The organism is Streptomyces sp. NPDC046349, from assembly GCF_055587885.1.
Window position 1 is genome coordinate 222,414 of the sequence record NZ_JBVJFK010000003.1, and the last position, 15,894, is coordinate 238,307.

Consider the following 15,894-nt stretch of genomic DNA (forward strand, 5'->3'; position numbering starts at 1 on the left):
CCGCGTCAGCGGTGCAGCCGGCGCGTCCAGTCCTCGGGCACCCGGCCGGCCGGTCCGGGGGCCGGCTGGTCCGCGGGGTGGTCGCCCGGCGGGGCGAGCCGGGGCCCGGACTCGTACATCTCGTTGCCGTCGTAGTCCCAGAACCACTCCTCGCCCGGCTCGAAGCTCTGCACCAGCGGATGTCCGGTGGCCTTCCAGTGGGCGGTGGCGTGCTGGGCCGGCGAGGAGTCGCAGCAGCCGACGTGTCCGCACTGGGCGCAGCGCCGCAGGTGAAACCACCAGCCGCCGGCGGCGTCGCAGTCGGCGCAGCCGGTGCCGGTCGGCGGGACGCTGGGGTCGATCCCCTTGATGTCTGTCATGCGGGCTCCTCGGCGGTCTCGGGTCCGGGCGCGTTCCCGGGTTCCGGGTCCGGGTCCGGGCCGGGTGCGGTCAGCGGCAGCAGTACCTGGAAACGGGTGTCGCCGGGGGCGGATTCGACCTGGAGGCTGCCGTGGTGCTTGTTGACGACGATGCGCCAGGAGATGTCCAGGCCGAGGCCGGTGCCCTCGCCGACCGGTTTGGTCGTGAAGAAGGGGTCGAAGATGCGGTTGCGGATGTCGGCCGGGATGCCGGGTCCGGTGTCGCGGAACTCCACCAGCAGCCGGTCCCCCGCCCGTGCCGTGCGGACCGTCAGGGTGCCGTCGCCTCCGGTGCTCCCGATGGCGAAGACGGCGTTGTCGACGAGGTTGGTCCACACCTGGTTGAGTTCAGCCGGGTGGGCGGGCACGTCCGGCAGGGTGCGGTCGTAGTCCTTGACCACCCGCACCCGGGGGCCGATCTTGCCGGACAGCATCAGCAGGGTGCTGTCGAGGAGTTCGTGGACGTCGACGACCCGGGTGGGGGCCCGGTCGAGCTGCGAGTACTGCTTGGCGGCGTCGACGAGACGGGAGATGCGGGTGGTGGCGTCGTCGATCTCGTCCATCAGCAGCTCGGTCTCGACCGAGTAGTTGAGCCAGCCGATGGCTCCGGGGAGGATGTCGTCGTCCACGGCCGCCGCGACCTGCTCCAGCCAGTCGGCGTCCAGGCCGGCCTGGACGAAGGTCGGTGCGATCCGCCAGCCCTCCGCGATGCCGTGGTCGTCGAGCCAGTCGGCGAGCTCGTCCTCCCGGTCGGAGGCCTCCAGGGGGCTGAGGGCGGTCGCCTTGGCGACCCGCTCCACCGTGCGTTCCTGGACCTCGATGAGGTCGGCGATCGCCTCGCGGGAGTAGTGGCCCTGCGCGATGACGGCAAGCTTGTGCCGCATCTTGCCGACGCGTTCGCGCAGGGTCGCGGTGGCCCGGACCGCCGCCGCGGCCGGGTTGTTGAGCTCGTGGGTGAGACCGGCGGACAGAGAGCCCAGGGCCAGCAGCCGTTCCCGCTGTCCGATGGCACGCTGGGTGTTCTTCGCCCCGAAGAACAGCCCCTCCAGCAGGTGCGCGGCCATCGGGAACCATTCCTGCATGAAGGCCGAGAACGCCTGCGCGGGCAGCACGAAGAACCGGGTGGGCTCGGTCACCCGCATCGAGTTGGTGTACGTCTGGGGCACCCGGTCGCCCAGGTAGGCCTGCATGGCCCCCGCGTACACGCCGCGCTGCGAGGTCCGGCTCACCTCGACGTCGTCGCCGCCGACGCGGCGGGACAGTACGACGGTGCCCTGGATCATCACGTAGAAGCAGGACGCCGGGTCGCCCTCGGTGTAGACCGGGCCGGTGTCGAAGCGCTCCACCCGCCCCTCGGCGCACAGTTGCCCGAGCTGCTGCGGGGTGAGCTTCTCGAACAGGAACAGCGAGGCGATCTCCTGGGGGTCGCAGTGCACGGACTGCCCGCTCATGACTGCTCCAGGTAGCGGTGGACGAGCATGACGGCCATGGCTCCCTCTCCGACCGCGGAGGCGACGCGTTTCGCGGACTGGGCCCGCGCGTCGCCCGCGACGAACACGCCGGGGATGTTGGTCTCGAGGTGGTAGGGCGGCCGGTCCAGCGGCCACTCGGCGGGCGGCCGCCCGTCCAACGTGAGGTCGGGGCCGGCCAGGATGAACCCGCGGTCGTCGCGCAGCACCGTGCCGTCGAGCCAGCCGGTCAGCGGGGCCGCGCCGATGAAGACGAACATCCACTGCGCGTCGACGAGTTCCGTCCCACCGCTGTCGACGTCGCGCAGGGTCAGCCGCTCCAGGTGCTCCTCGCCGTGTGCGGCCTCGACGACGGTCCGGGTGCGCACCGAGATGTTCGGCGCCTCCTCGATCTGCTGGATCAGGTAGTACGACATCGACGCCGCCAGGGACTGCCCGCGCACCAGCAGCGTCACCGACTTCGCGCCCCGCGACAGGTACATCGCCGCCTGGCCGGCGGAGTTGGCGCCCCCCACGATGTACACGTCGTGGCCCTGGCAGGAGGCGGCTTCGGTCAGCGAGGAGCCGTAGTACACCCCGCGGCCGGTCAGGTCGTCGCAGCCGGGCGCCTGCAGCTGCCGGTAGGACACTCCGGTCGCCAGGATCACGCTGTGCGCGGCGACGGACGAGCCGTCGGAGAAGCGGACGACGCGTGCGGGGCCGTTGACCTCGAGTCCGGTGACCTCGCGCGCGGTGAGGATCTCGGCGCCGAACCTTCCGGCCTGGCGGCGGGCGCGTTCGGTGAGCTGGGCTCCCGAGACGCCGTCGGGGAAGCCGAGGTAGTTCTCGATGCGGGAGCTCTGCCCGGCCTGCCCGCCGGTCGCCGACCGCTCGACCAGTACGGTCCGCAGGCCTTCGGAGGCCCCGTACACGGCCGCGCCCAGCCCGGCGGGGCCGCCACCGATCACGACGAGGTCGTAGAAGTCGGCGGCCGGTGTCGTCGCGAGCCCCACGTGGGCGGCCAGGTCGGCCGCCTCGGGCTCGACCAGCACGGTGCACTCGGGGGTCACGACGAGGGGCAGCCGGTGTCCGTCGGCCCCGGCCGCCTCCAACAGCCTCCGTCCCTCGGGTTCGTCGGAGGAGTACCAGCGGTACGGCACCTGGTTGCGCGCCAGGAACTCCCGCACCTGCGAGGAGCGCGCCGACCAGCGGTGCCCGACGACCTTGGTGGCGGGAACCGGTCGGTAGTCGCTGGACCGCCACGCGGCGAGCAGGTCGTCGACGACCGGGTAGAGCTTCTCCTCGGGCGGGTCCCAGGGCTTGAGCAGGTAGTGGTCGAGGTCGACGACGTTGATCGCGTCGATCGCCGCGTCGGTGTCGGCGTAGGCGGTCAGCAGCACGCGCCGCGCGCCCGGGTACACGTTCAGGGCCTGCTCGAGGAACTCGATGCCGTTCATCCGCGGCATGCGGTAGTCGGCCAGGATCACCGCCACCAGGTCGCCGCGCAGTTTCAGCTCGCGCAGTGCCTCCAGCGCGGACTCGCCGGACTCGGCGCGCACGATCCGGTACCCGGCACCGTAGTGGCGCCGCAGGTCGCGGGCGACGGCACGGGAGACTCCGGGATCGTCGTCCACGGTCAGGATGACGGTCCGAGCCGGTTCGGCGGCCTGTGCCATGCGTCTCCCAGGGGCGGCCCGGTCCGGCGGCGCGGCGAGCCGCCGCGCCGGTTCCCGCCCATCGTATGTTCGATCGTCCGGATCCGCTCCGGCTCCGGAGAGGGCCGTCACGCAGCGTGCTCGCCCGGTGCGTGTCGAGCGCACGTGGCGGTCTCGCCGGTGCGCTGGCCGGAGGGTTTCGGGTCGCAGGGCCCCAGTCACCCGACCGTGTGATCGGCACGGCCCGCGCGGCGCCGGTACGGCAGGGTGGTCGGATGCAGCTGCGCCGGGCTCTGCCCCTGACACTCGCCGCGCTCGTCATGGCCTCCGGATGCGTGACGGTGCGTCCCGCTCCGGCCCCCGCGCCGGATCCGCCGCAGCCGACTCCCGCCGCGGACCGCGGGCTGCCGGGTGAACCCGCTTCCGAAGCGGGGCCGTTGGTCCGGCTGCCGTCGGTGCGGTCGGGGGAACCCGCGCCGGCCCCGGACGAACCCGTCTCCGCACCGGCGCCGCCCCGGCCGGCTGCCGCCGCCGAGCTGCCGGCCCGGCCGGTGCGCCCGCCGCGCCGGGCCGACTCGCCCAGGACCGTGAGAACCGTGAAACCGGTGAGGTCCGCGCCCCGGCCGAAGGCCCGGCGGCAGTCGGCGGCGCCGGGGAAGTCCGTGCCCGCCCCGGGCCGTTCGTACGACATGGCTCCGCTGTGCGAGGCGGCCAAGGGCACCGTGTCACCGGCCATCGTGGCCCTCTGCCGCTGAATTGGGTGGATCCGCCGGGTCCCGGATACCTACAGTGACAGCGGACCCTGCCGTCGAGCCGGAGCGGATCATGCGCACCCACTATCCCCGTACGCCCCATCTGCCCTGGTCGCCGGGGGCTTCGGCGGACGACGTCCGGGCCGTCGGGTCCACGGGGCTGGCCGGACGGGAGGTCGTGGTCACCGAGAAGCTCGACGGGGAGAACACCACCCTGTACGCGGACGGGCTGCACGCCCGCTCGCTCGACTCCGGGCACCACCCCTCACGGGCCTGGGTCAAGGGCCTTCAGGGGCGGATCGGGCCGGGCATTCCGGCCGGGTGGCGGGTGTGCGGGGAGAACCTCTACGCCCGGCACTCGATCCCCTACGAGGACCTCGACAGCTGGTTCTACGGTTTCTCGGTGTGGGACGGGGAGCAGTGTCTCGACTGGGACCGGACGGTGCGGTTCCTGCGGGGCCTGGGCGTGCCCACCCCGCGCGTGCTGTGGCGCGGCACGTTCGACGAACGCGCGTTGCGGGGGCTGAGGCTCGACACCGCCCGGCACGAGGGTTACGTCGTGCGCGCGGTCGCCGGCTTCGCCCGTGCGGACTTCGGGCAGTGCGTGGCCAAGTGGGTGCGGGGCGGACACGTGCAGACCGACACCCACTGGATGTACGCGGAGGTCGTGCCCAACGGGCTCGGTCCGGCGGCCCCGTTGTGGGCGGTCCGTTCGGGAGCCGAGCCCGATGTCGCGGCCCTGTCGACCGCCGTCGGCACGGGGACGGGCACGCATCCGGGCACCCACCCGCACCCGGACACGGTGGCCGAGGTCTCCGAGGCCGCTGCCCGGATCGACGCGTCGGGGCGGACCGGTGAGGACCGGTTGGCGGGGGTGCTCGCCGCCGCGCTGCGCCGCGAACCGCGGGCGCGCGTCGCCGCACGGCTCGCGGCCGGACCGGCCGGGATGGGTCTCGCCCGGCGGGTCGGCGACCTGCTCGGGCTGTACCCGTCCCTCCAGCGGCCGTTCCCCGACGCCGACCGGCGGGCCGGGCTCGTACGGATGGCCGCGGCGGCCGATCTGGGGGTGCTCCACGCGCTCGCCGGGGCACTGGCCGACGGGCCCCGGGCGCGCGAGCAGGCGGAGTGGTCCGCACTGTGGGCCGAGGAGGCGGGCCTGCTCGGCGGCGCGGATCCGCTGGAGGCCCTGCGCGCCGCGCTGCGGGAGTCCCTCGCCGGGCTGGACGCGGACGCGGCCGACCGCTGCTGGGCGCAGGCCCGGCGCGCGTTCGCGGACGGCAGGATCTCCGGAGCCTCGGTGGAGGAGGCCGTGGCGGCGACGTGGCAGTGGCGCGACGGATCGTTTCCCCGGCTGGTGCAGCTGTGCGGTCCCTCGGGCAGCGGGAAGAGCACCTTCGGCCGCGGCCTGCCCGGCGTGGACGCGTACGTGTGCCTCGACGACCTGCGCACCGCCCGGGGGTCGCGTACGGACCAGCGGGCCAACGCGGACGTGCTGCGTGAGGGCCTGGACCGGCTGGACGCCGCCCTGGCCCGCGGCGGGACGGTCGTGTGGGACGCCACTTCGCTCACCGACCAGCAGCGCGGCCTGGCCGGCTCGGTCGCTCGCCGCCGCGACGCGCTGGTCACCCATGCCGTGGTCCTGGTCGAGGAGGCGGAGCTGGAGCGCCGCAACGGTGTGCGCCCGCACCCGGTGCCGCCGCAGGTGCTGGCCTCGCAGCTGCACCGGTTCAGCCCACCGTACGCGGGCCGGGCGCACCGTACGTGGTACGTCGGCGCGGGCGGGGACGTGGAGGACACGGCGGGCACCCTGGCGGCGGGCCCGCTCACGGCCGGCGGGGGCTCCGATGCGCACCAGTGAGCAGCTCTATCACCAGGTCCGCTGGGACCCCCGGTTCGATCCGGCACGGTTCGTGCTCGGCCTGCTCCAGCGCGGGGCGGCGCCCAAGCGCGTCCCGCTGCCCTCCTTCGTGCCCGGCGGGGACATCCCCTGGCACCGGGTGCTGTTCGTCGAGGCCGACGGCGAGCTGGTGTGGGACCGGGCCACCGGCGTCGACCTGATCGACGTGACCGCTGCGGGCCGGGTCCGTGATCCGCGCCTGCTGCGGGCCCCGTTCTTCACCGCGCGGACCCCGTACGCCTGGGATCCGGCGGGCGGCGGCGCGTGGCGTCCCGCCCGGGCCGCGTCCCCGGACGCGGGGGCGGCGCCGTCCTCGGTGCGGCTGCTGACCTGGAACACCCTGTGGGACCGCTACGACGCCCCCCGCATCGCCACCGCCCGGCGCAGACCGCTCCTGCTGGACGATCTGGCCGTCGCGGACGCCGACGTGATCGCGCTCCAGGAGGTCGAGCCGGAGCTGCTCGGCATGCTGCTGGCGGCGCCGTGGGTGCGGGCCGGGTACACCTTGGGCACGGACCCCGGCGGCCGGGACGTCGCCGAGTGCGGGCTGCTGGTGCTGAGCCGGCTGCCGGTGCGGGAGGCGGGTCTGCACGTGTTCCGCGCGCACAAGGCGGTCACCGCCGTGACGGTGGACACCGCGGCCGGGCCGCTGGTCGTCGCCGCCACCCACCTGACCAGCGACCACAGCGAGAACGGGCACGAGCGGCGGGAGAGCGAGCTGGCCCGGCTCGCGGAGGGCCTGGGCGGCGTCGAAGCCGGTGTGGCCCTGCTGGGCGACTTCAACGACGGCCGCCACGGGGCCGAGGGGCCCGCGCCCGCGCTCGGCATGCGGGACGCCTGGTGCGAGGTGCACGGGTCGGCGGACGCCACGCCGACTTTCGATCCGGTGGCCAACCCGCTGGCCGCGGTGGGATCGCTGACGGGCCGCGCGGGCCGGCTGGACCGGATCCTGCTGGGCTCCACCCCGGCCCGGGTGGCGCGGGCGGCGCTGCGCGGCGACTCCCCGGCCCTCGACGGGCTGTTCGTCTCGGACCACTTCGGGGTGGAGGCCACGGTGGAGTTCGGGACGCCCGGCGACGGCCCGGCGCGGCTCGAGGTGCCGGCGACGGTCCGGACGGCGGTGGCGTGGCTGCCGCCGGGCCTCCCGGCCGGGGTGCGGGAGGTACGCCGGGACCACGACCCGGCGTACGGGCGCTGGCCCGCGCACGTGAACCTGCTCTTCGGCTTCGTACCGGAGTCCTCCTTCACCGAGGCCGTCGCGCTGCTGGCCGAAGCGGCCGCGGGGACCGCTCCGTTCGAGGCCCGGCTGGAGGGCGTGCACAGCTTCGGGCACCGTGAGGAGGCCACCGTCTGGCTGGATCCGGCGGCCGCCGGTGAGGCGCCGTGGCAGGAGCTGCGGCGCGCCATGGAGGAGCGGTTCCCCGGATGCCGCGGGCGTTCGGGCGCGTACGGGGGCTACACCCCGCATCTGACGCTGGGCCGCAGCCGCGATCCGCAGCGGGCGGTCGCCGAGTTCGAGGCGCGCCTCGGCGGGGGCGTGTCCGCGCGGGTCGGGGAGCTGGCCGTGCTCTCCCGGCGCGGGGACGGGCCGATGCGGGTACGGGCGACGGTGGCGCTGGGGACGGGCGAGGTGCGCTGGGTCCCGGAGCCCCTGCCGGAGGACCGGTGGGAGCCCGGGGCCGATCACGCCGAGTCGGTCACCGCGCGCGTCGGGGTCGCGCTGCCTAACGCGCGGGTGCACGTGGCCGGCTCGCGCCGGATGGGCTGCGACCTCCCGGGGGCCGATCTGGACCTGGTGGTGGCGCTGCCGGGGCCGCTGGACGTGGCCCGGGTGCGCGAGCGGCTGGCGGCCGCACTGCCGCAGGCCCGCGGGCTGCGAGAGGTGACGGGGGCCCGCGTGCCGGGCCTGCGCTTCTGTGCGGGGCCGCTGTCCGTCGACGTGGTGCTGGTCGCCACCGGCGACCTCGATCCGGCGCTGGCGGTGACGCGGCGGGCGGAGCTGGGTGAGGCCGCCGCCGTCGCGCTGAGCGCGGTGAGCGACGCCGACGCCGTACGGGAGGCGGTGGGTGCGGAGCACGCCGCGTTCGCCGGTCTCGCACGGCGGGTGAAGGCGTGGGCGCGGGCCAGGGGCCTGGACTCGGCGCCGTTCGGGGGCCTGCCGGGAGTCGCCTGGTCGGTCCTGGCGGCATGCACGGTCCGGGAGGCGGGTGCCCTGCCGCCGGACGCCCTGGTGCGGGAGTTCTTCGGGAGGTGGGCCGCCTGGGACTGGCGCGAGCCGGTCGGATGGGTGGAAGCCGCCGCGGGGCCGGACGCGGTGACGGTCCTCACCCCGTCGGAGCCGGTGCGCAGTTGTACCGCCCAGGTGACGCCGGGTCTGCGGGACCTCCTGGTACAGGAGTTGTACGGGGCCTGGGAGCTGCTGGAGTCGGGGGTCGGCACCGAAGCCCTGGCCGCGGCCGCGCCGTCGCCGCACCGCCGGCACGCCGCCTGGGCGGTGGTGACCGTACGGGCGGCCGAGGAGGAGTTCGAGGAGGTGCGGGGACGGGTGCGCGGGCGGTTGCGGGCGCTCCTCGGCGCGCTGGAGGATGCCGGCGTCACCGGAGCGCACGCGTGGCCCCGCCCCTTCGAGTCCGGGCCGGGCCTCGCCCGGTACGCGATCGGCCTGGGTGCCGCGCCGCCGGACGCGGCGCGGCTGGCCGGGCCGGCCGACCGCTGGCGGGCCGGCCTGCGCGGGGTGGAGGTGTGTTGGGCGGCGGGCGGTGAGGTGCCGGATCTCGGCGCCTGAACCGCGGGCCGCCGGCGCGGCTGCGCGGACACGGTCCAGGCCGTGTCGTGTGGGTCAGACCTCGATGATGATCTTTCCTGGGGTGTGGCCGCCCCGGCTGAGCTCGAAGGCGGCCGCGAGGTCGGCCAGCGGGAACGTCTTGGCGACGGGCACCTTCAGCTGACCGCTGTCGGCGAGTCGGCCCAGTTCGGCCAGGTCGCTGCCGACGGGGCGGACCCACATCCATTCGCCGCCGGATCCGAGCACGCTGGGGTCGGCGATGGACGCGTGGCGGCCGTCGTCGTGGAGGACCTCCCTGGTGACACCGCCGACCCCGCCCACGAAGTCTGCGACGACGGTGGGCCCGTCGGGCACGAGGGCGCGGACGCGGTCGGCCAGCCCGTCCCCGTATTCGACGGGCTCGGCGCCGAGTTCGCGTACCCGGTCGTGGTTGCGGGGGGACGCCGTGCCGATGACGCGGGCACCGAGGGCGCGGGCGATCTGCACCCCGAGGGAGCCGACGCCGCCGGCGGCGCCGTGGATGAGAACGGTGTCGTCCTTGCCGGTGCCGAGCCGGGTGAGCAGCTGGTAGGCGGTGAGCCCGGCGAGCGGGAGTCCGGCCGCCTCGGCCCAGCTCAGCGAGGCGGGCTTGTGCGCCAGGGCGCGAACGGGCACGGTCACGAACTCGGCGAAGGTCCCGCCGTGCACGTAGTCCTTGCGGGCGTAGGCGATGACCTCGTCGCCCTCGGCGTACTCGGGTACGTCGATGCCGACCTTCTCGACGGTGCCCGCAACGTCCCAGCCGGGGACCACGGGGTACACGACGTCCATGAGGGGGTCGAGCCCGCCCGCCATGATCTTCCAGTCGACGGGGTTGACGGCGGCGCACCTGACCCGGACGAGGACCTCGCCGGGGCCGAACTTGGGCAGCGGCAGCCGGGTCTCGGAGAGCACCTCCGTCCCGCCGTACCTGTCGTACGCCATCGCCCGCATGGTTTCCTGGCCGCTCCGGCCCGACTCGGACATGTACCGACCTCCCGGTGTGCTGGTGGACCCCGCCCCGCCCATCCCATCACGCGCGCGGCGCCCCGGCAGGTCGGACACGGCCGCCCGCTCAAGGGCGCACGGGACAGGCCGCCCGGAATCCGAGCCGTCCGCCCGCCCTCTCGGCGATCTCTCCGAGCACCCCTTCGAGGTACAGGTAGGCGGCCCGGCGCTCGGCGCCGGGTCGCCGCGGCGGGACGGCCACCACGCCAGGAGGTCCTCCAGATCTGGACTCGCTTGCCCTTCCACACCCTGCCGGCCGCGCTGACCAGCAGTTCCTCGACGCACGCGGAGCTCCCGCGCCAGGTGGCCCCGGTCGCGGGGAAGCGGGCCAGGTGCCCTCGGGGAAGCCGTGCGCGAGCCGCGGGCGCGGCGGCCCGGGCGGGGCCGCCGGCGTGCGCAGCAGTGCGGGCACCGCCGGCGGCAGCGGCCGCACCGGGGCTCCCCCGGGGGTTTCGAGCGCCCTGGCCAGGGCATCGGGGGCAGGCATCGGATCACGCGAGAGGGTGATCACTCGTACTCGGTGCCGCCCTTGCGGGTCAGGTAGGCGGGGCTGACCGCCTTGGCGATGGCGCGGCCGCCCACGACCGGGCTGTACCGTTCGGCCGCCGGGCGGATGACCACGCCCTCGCGCAGGTGCGCGGCCCGCCCGGACACCGTCTCGCGGCCGCTCGCGTGCTCCAGCACCGTGTCCAGGTCGTACGGCCCCTCGTACAGCCGCGGCACCAGCGGCAGTTCGCCGTCGGCGAGGACGGCGGCCGGGTCCAGCCAGCGGACCTGTCCGTCGATCTCCGCGGACACGTCGAAGACGGCGTATCCGGGCGGCGTGTCAGCGGTGCGTACGTCGGTTCCGTACGCCAGGTCCTGGACGCCCGCGCCGTACACCTCGCCGAAGATCCCGACCCGGGTCGCGCCGAGGCGTTCGGCCAGCGCCTCGGCGACGGCCGGCACTCCGTGGCCGCGAACCGCGCGCCAGTAGAGGTTGCGCTCGTCCTCCTTGAGGGCGAGTCCCTTCGCGCCGAAGCCCTTCGAGGAGACGATGGAGCGTCCGCCCTCGACGACGTACGTGAACAGGCTGGCCGTTCCGTGCAGTTTCTCCGTGAGGACGACTGGCTCGCCGACCTCGAAGATGTGGGGATAGCGTTGGAGGTTCTCGATGTCCACCCACGGCAGCAGGTCGGCGGCGGCCTCGATGTCGCCGCTCATGGTGGTCGGTATCGGCGGGGCCCATTTGGTGATGCCGAGGACGCCCGCGAAGTCCGTGCCCTCCTCGGCCGCCTGCGCCAGGTCGACGTCGGCGAGGGCGCGGGGGCGGCACACCAGGCCCTGCGAGAGTTCGCCGCGCAGCCTGACCGCCTTGACCCGGTCCGCGTTGCCGCCGGCGAGCCGTCCGGTGAGCCCCAGTTCCTCGATCAGATCGGCGGGTAGCACGGCCTGTTCGGGTATGTAGAGCGCGAAGTCACCGCTGCGGTAGGCGCCCTTGGCGACCACCGCGCGGTAGAGGCCCACCTGGGCCAGCTCCAAGGCGTCGGCGTTGGGGTGTTCGTGGACGGTCAGTTCTTCGGCGGTAACGCGCAGGGTCGACATGGAGGGCCTCCAACGGGTTGTCACGGACGGTTCCGACACGCCCGGTTGTGGCCGTCAGGTCGTGCGGCGCATCGGTGACGCCACTCTCCGTTCCACCATTTTCGCTGGTCCAGCGATTATCACGGTGTTAGCCTGCCGCACCGTGCGACGCGACGGGCACCCGCACCCGCTCGCGCTCGCGCTCGCGCTCGCGCCACGATCCGTGTCCCGCAGGAGGCTTACATGTCACATCGTCCGGTCACGGTCGTCACGGGAGGCAGCAGGGGCATCGGTGCGGCGACGTGTCTGCGGCTGGCCGCCGACGGGCACGACCTGGCACTGGGCTACGTCCGTGACGAGGCGTCCGCCGAGGCCGTCGCCGGGCGCGTACGGGCGGCCGGGGCCCGCTGCGCGACGGTGCGGGTCGACACAGCCGACGAGTGCGCGGTCGAGCGGCTCTTCGACATCGCCGGCGCCGAACTCGGCACGGTGACAGGCCTGGTCAACAACGCGGGGGTGACAGGACCTCTGGGCAGGCTCGCCGACGCCCGCACCGAGGACCTGCGCCGGGTCGTGGAGGTCAACCTCCTCGGCTACCTCCTGTGCTGCCGCCGGGCCGCCCGCGACATGGCGCAGTCCTCGGGCGGCGCGATCGTGAACGTCTCCTCGGCGGCGGCCACCCTGGGCAGTCCCGGCGAGTACGTGCACTACGCGGCGACCAAGGCGGCCACCGACGCCCTGACCGTGGGGCTCTCCAAGGAGTTGGGCCCGGACGGGATCAGGGTCAACGCCGTCGCGCCCGGCACCGTCGAGACAGACATGCACGCCGCCATGGGCGACCCCGGCCGCGCGGCCCGCATCGGAGCCGCGACCCCGCTCGGGCGGCCCGGACGGCCCGAGGACATCGCGGGGGCGATCTCCTGGCTGCTGTCCCCGGACGCCTCGTACACGACGGGCACCGTGCTGCGGGTCGCGGGCGGCCGCTGAACCACCGGCCCGGGACGCCCGCTACCGCATGGCGGCCTGCGTGTTCGGCCCGTAGACGCCCTGCGGGTCCCCCTTGACGGAGCGGTCGCGCTGGAGCTGGCCGACGCCGCGCTTGGTCTGGCCGTCGTAGACGCCGGTGACGGATACGTACGTGAACCCCTGCTCGTAGAGCATCTGCTGGAGGGCGCGCACCTCGGGTCCGCTGTCACCCATGCGCAGGGTCACGTACGCGTTCGACGGGCGCGGGGCCGATGCGCTCGGGGTGGTGGGCGGTTTCGTACCCGGGCCCGTCGACGCACCGGTGACCGAGGCCGATGGTCCGGCGGACCGGGCGGACGGGTCCGTGCCGGGAGATTGCGTACCGGCGTCCGGGCTGCGGGCCGGGAGGGCCGGGAGGGACAGGTCGGCCGGCGGCTCGGCCCGGTGCGGCTCCGGGTCGGCGCCGGTCAGCAGGAGCACGAGGGCACCGACGGCTGCGAGGCCGAGCACGCCGGCCACGGCCACCGGGAGCCGGCTGCGCCGGCCGGCGGCCGCGGCTTCGCGAGCGGCGGGCACGGCAGTCGCGGTGGGCACGCCCGACGCCGGCCCGACTCCGGCTTCCGGGCCGTATCCGTAGGGGTGCGCGGAGCCGTGTCCGGCGCCGTGCTCGGCCCCGTGCGCCGGCCCGGGGAAGGCGAACGGGCCGGTCTGCGGCCAGGCGGGAGCCTCCACCCGGCCCGGCGGACCGGAGGGGGCGACGTAGGGGCGTACGAGCGGGGCGTCGTCGGGAGCGAGCCCGTTCTCATCAGGATGCTGGGACATGACTGTCTCCCGGCGGGGCGGGGGCCGGCGCGGCGGTGCGGTGCCGGCCCCCGCCCGGCCGGTCAGGCTCTGCGCCGCCGGGCGGCGGGAGCCTGGGCCGCGCGGGCGCCGGGCGTGCCGGGTGCCGGAGAACCGCAGATCACGGGCCGGGCGAGCGGTGAGCGTACCGGTATGGACATCTGCGTATCTCCGAGGTGCGGCTCGAACTGTGGTGCTTGATCGGGCGCACTCTCGCCCTCCGGCCCGGGCCTGGTCAAGCCCCCTGCCCGTTGTGCTCCACTCCGTCCGTTCTGTCGGGCTCGATTCGTCAGCCGAGGCGGTCGGGCCGGCGGCGGATCGCCGCAGCCTGGACGGTGACGGCGGCCACGAGCATCAGGGCAGCGCCACCGAGTGGGGCGGCGGCGGCCGAGATGCCGTCGACCGCGAGGCCGCCGAACAGCGCGCCGGCCGCTATGGCGAAGTTGAACATGGCCACCATCAGCGCCGAGGCCGCCTCCGTGGCGGCCGGAGCGGCTTTGATCATCCATCCCTGCACGCTCACCGAGACCCCTCCGTAGGCGAGACCCCAGGCGAGCAGCAGGGTGGTCCCGGCGGCCGGTCCCGGCACGACCGCGATGAGCGCGAGGATCACCGCGAGGGCGGCGCTGATCACGAGCAGCGTCCGGTACGCGTCGCGCGCCCCGGCCAGGAAGTTGCCCGCGACGCCCGCGACGCCGTAGCCGAGGAGGAGCGTGCTGACGAACCCGGCGTCGATGCCGGAGACGTCCTGGAGGATCGGCCGGACGAAGGTGTAGGCGGCGAACTGCCCGGTCACCACGAGGAAGGTGACGACCACCCCGGCGCGGACCGCACGGTTGTCCCGGAGGAGGACGGGGAGTTGGCGGAAGGTGACGTGACGGGTCGACGGGAGCGGGGGCAGCAGGACGACCAGAGCCGTGAGCGTCACGAGGCCGAGGGCACCGACCGCGGCGAAGGCGGTACGCCAGCCCCCGAGTTCGCCGAGCAGGGTTCCGACGGGGACGCCGAGGACGGAGGCGGTGGGCACGCCCCCGAAGACGAGAGCGGTGGCACGGCCGGCGTGGCGCTCGGGGACGAGCCGGACCGCGAGTCCGCCGGCGATGGCCCAGAATCCGCCGACGCCGACGCCGACGAGCAGGCGCGCCGCCAGCACGACGGCGAAGCCCGGGGCGAGGGCGGCGGCGAGGTTGGCGGCGGCCGTCAGCGCGATGAGCGCGCACAGGACGAGCCGCCGGTCCAGGCGGCCGGCTCCGACGGTGACCAGCGGCGCGCAGAACCCGGCGACGAGCCCGGGCACGGTGACCATCAGCCCGGCGGTCCCGTCGGACACCCCCAGGTCTGCCCCGACCGGGGTGAGCAGCCCCACGGGCAGCAGTTCGGAGGTGATCAGGCAGAAGATGCCGAGGGCGACCGCCCAGACGGCCGCCCAGCCCTTCCAGGGGGCGGGCGCCGACCCCGCCCGGCCGGGTATGGCCCCGGCGGCGGGCGGCGGCGCGGTCGCGGAGGATCCATCGGGCTCGGGGGACGGCGCGGGACTGCCGGGCGCGGCGGCTGCTGTCATGGCTCGGTGCTCCGTACGGGTCGATCGGCGGCAGGAACAGGACCCGGTCCGGGACGGCACGGGCGCCGGAGGTCGCGCCTCCCCCACCGCCCGTACGTCCACGCCAATCTGCCACACGCAGCATCCGTGCCCTGCGCCGCCCGCTCCCCGCCTCACCCGGACGCGTGAGGCGGGGAGCGGGAGGTGCCGGGCCGTACGGCAAGGTGGTCGGATGCAGTTGCGCCGGGCCCTGCCCCTCTCCCTGGTCGCGCTCCTGGCGAGCGCGGGCTGTGTCTTCGTCGGCCCGCAGGACCCGGTTGCCGTCCCGACTCCCCAACGGGGGTCCGTGCCGTCGGACGGTGCGCCCGAGCGGGCCGCGCCACCGGCCTTGCCGCTGGGGGAACTGCCCGCGTCCGCCGCGCCCGAGCCGTCACCCGACGCCGCCCGGCGTCCGGCCGCGGACCCGGACGGGGCGTCCGTCCCGGGCCCGCCCCGTGAGCGGGCGCGCGCGAAGCCGCCGCCCCGGCGGACGCGGGTGCCCGGGGCCGCGACCGCGCACCCGCGCCGACGGCCGCCGCCACCGCCCCGCCCGGACGAGCTGTGCGCGGCCGCCGGCGGCGTACCGCCGTCCATCGTCGACCTGTGCCTGCGGCAGTACGACCGCTGACCGGCCGGCCTCAGCCGGTGCGGACGCGGGGGCGGCGGCCGCAGGCGCGGACGCAGCGGCGGGCCGTGTCGCGCCGGGCGGTGCGCAGCCGGTGCAGGGTGGTGTGGCCGCGCCGCTTCCACTCTCCCCGCGGCAGGGCGGCCCGCTGTCCGCCGCCCGCGATGAGGGCGTTGACGGGGGTCATCGGGTCGGCGGCCATCGCCTTGGCGAACAGGACGCCGACCACGAGCGGGACCAGGGCCACGGCCAGGGCCGAGCCGGCGGTGGTCACGTGCTGCATGCGCGGGCGGACGGTCGCGCTGCGCGGGGCGTCGTTGTTCATGGCCTCATTCGACCAGCGGCGCCGCCCCGGGGAAT

13 protein-coding genes are annotated in these 15,894 nt (G+C 75.2%); 5 read left to right on the forward strand and 8 right to left on the reverse strand.

The genetic code is table 11. From position 1 onward, the window contains the following. Positions 1-5: 5 nt before the first annotated feature. Genes ACZ6JS_RS08245 through ACZ6JS_RS08255 form a run of 3 tightly spaced genes read right to left on the reverse strand, consistent with a single transcriptional unit; the run spans position 6 to position 3,522 of the window. Positions 6-359, reverse strand: coding sequence for a UBP-type zinc finger domain-containing protein (locus ACZ6JS_RS08245; RefSeq protein ID WP_469296774.1), 354 nt, complete (start codon positions 357-359; stop codon positions 6-8). Beyond that, positions 356-1,849, reverse strand: a complete 1,494-nt coding sequence (locus ACZ6JS_RS08250) for an ATP-binding protein (RefSeq protein ID WP_469296775.1) — start codon at positions 1,847-1,849, stop codon at positions 356-358. The genes ACZ6JS_RS08245 and ACZ6JS_RS08250 overlap by 4 nt, the downstream gene beginning before the upstream one ends. Continuing rightward, on the reverse strand, positions 1,846-3,522 hold the full coding sequence (locus tag ACZ6JS_RS08255) for an NAD(P)/FAD-dependent oxidoreductase (RefSeq protein WP_469296776.1): 1,677 nt from the start codon (positions 3,520-3,522) through the stop codon (positions 1,846-1,848). The genes ACZ6JS_RS08250 and ACZ6JS_RS08255 overlap by 4 nt, the downstream gene beginning before the upstream one ends. Positions 3,523-4,106: 584 nt before the next feature. Between ACZ6JS_RS08255 and ACZ6JS_RS08260 the strand changes: the two genes are divergently transcribed. From ACZ6JS_RS08260 to ACZ6JS_RS08270, 3 genes are all read left to right on the forward strand, one after another. Beyond that, positions 4,107-4,256, forward strand: coding sequence for a hypothetical protein (locus ACZ6JS_RS08260; protein WP_469296777.1), 150 nt, complete (start codon positions 4,107-4,109; stop codon positions 4,254-4,256). A gap of 70 nt (positions 4,257-4,326) precedes the next feature. Then, positions 4,327-6,111: an RNA ligase family protein gene (locus tag ACZ6JS_RS08265; RefSeq protein ID WP_469297158.1), complete on the forward strand. Its 1,785-nt coding sequence runs from the start codon at positions 4,327-4,329 to the stop codon at positions 6,109-6,111. Further along, the gene (locus ACZ6JS_RS08270; protein ID WP_469296779.1) at positions 6,098-8,935 is read left to right on the forward strand and encodes a poly(A) polymerase; all 2,838 of its coding nucleotides are present in this window, start codon (positions 6,098-6,100) and stop codon (positions 8,933-8,935) included. The genes ACZ6JS_RS08265 and ACZ6JS_RS08270 overlap by 14 nt, the downstream gene beginning before the upstream one ends. A gap of 54 nt (positions 8,936-8,989) precedes the next feature. On the opposite strand, the gene ACZ6JS_RS08275 is transcribed toward ACZ6JS_RS08270, so the two are convergent. Next, a complete protein-coding gene (locus tag ACZ6JS_RS08275) occupies positions 8,990-9,907 on the reverse strand; it encodes an NADP-dependent oxidoreductase (RefSeq protein ID WP_469297159.1) in 918 nt (305 codons plus the stop codon). 561 nt (positions 9,908-10,468) lie between these two features. Then, complete coding sequence (locus ACZ6JS_RS08280) at positions 10,469-11,545, reverse strand: RNA ligase (ATP) (protein WP_469296781.1); 1,077 nt, start codon at positions 11,543-11,545, stop codon at positions 10,469-10,471. 222 nt (positions 11,546-11,767) lie between these two features. On the opposite strand from ACZ6JS_RS08280, the gene ACZ6JS_RS08285 reads away from it, so the two are divergent. Continuing rightward, complete coding sequence (locus ACZ6JS_RS08285; RefSeq protein WP_469296782.1) at positions 11,768-12,511, forward strand: SDR family oxidoreductase; 744 nt, start codon at positions 11,768-11,770, stop codon at positions 12,509-12,511. 21 nt (positions 12,512-12,532) lie between these two features. Here ACZ6JS_RS08285 and ACZ6JS_RS08290 read toward each other — a convergent pair whose 3' ends face one another. Next, the gene (locus tag ACZ6JS_RS08290) at positions 12,533-13,312 is read right to left on the reverse strand and encodes a peptidoglycan-binding domain-containing protein (RefSeq protein WP_469296783.1); all 780 of its coding nucleotides are present in this window, start codon (positions 13,310-13,312) and stop codon (positions 12,533-12,535) included. A gap of 307 nt (positions 13,313-13,619) precedes the next feature. Further along, positions 13,620-14,891: an MFS transporter gene (locus tag ACZ6JS_RS08295; protein WP_469296785.1), complete on the reverse strand. Its 1,272-nt coding sequence runs from the start codon at positions 14,889-14,891 to the stop codon at positions 13,620-13,622. Positions 14,892-15,102: 211 nt separating this feature from the next. Between ACZ6JS_RS08295 and ACZ6JS_RS08300 the strand changes: the two genes are divergently transcribed. Next, positions 15,103-15,537, forward strand: a complete 435-nt coding sequence (locus ACZ6JS_RS08300) for a hypothetical protein (RefSeq protein ID WP_469296787.1) — start codon at positions 15,103-15,105, stop codon at positions 15,535-15,537. 10 nt (positions 15,538-15,547) lie between these two features. On the opposite strand, the gene ACZ6JS_RS08305 is transcribed toward ACZ6JS_RS08300, so the two are convergent. Continuing rightward, positions 15,548-15,859 carry a hypothetical protein gene (locus ACZ6JS_RS08305; RefSeq protein ID WP_469296788.1) on the reverse strand — a complete coding sequence of 104 codons (312 nt, stop codon included), beginning with the start codon at positions 15,857-15,859 and terminating at the stop codon, positions 15,548-15,550. Positions 15,860-15,894: the final 35 nt, after the last annotated feature.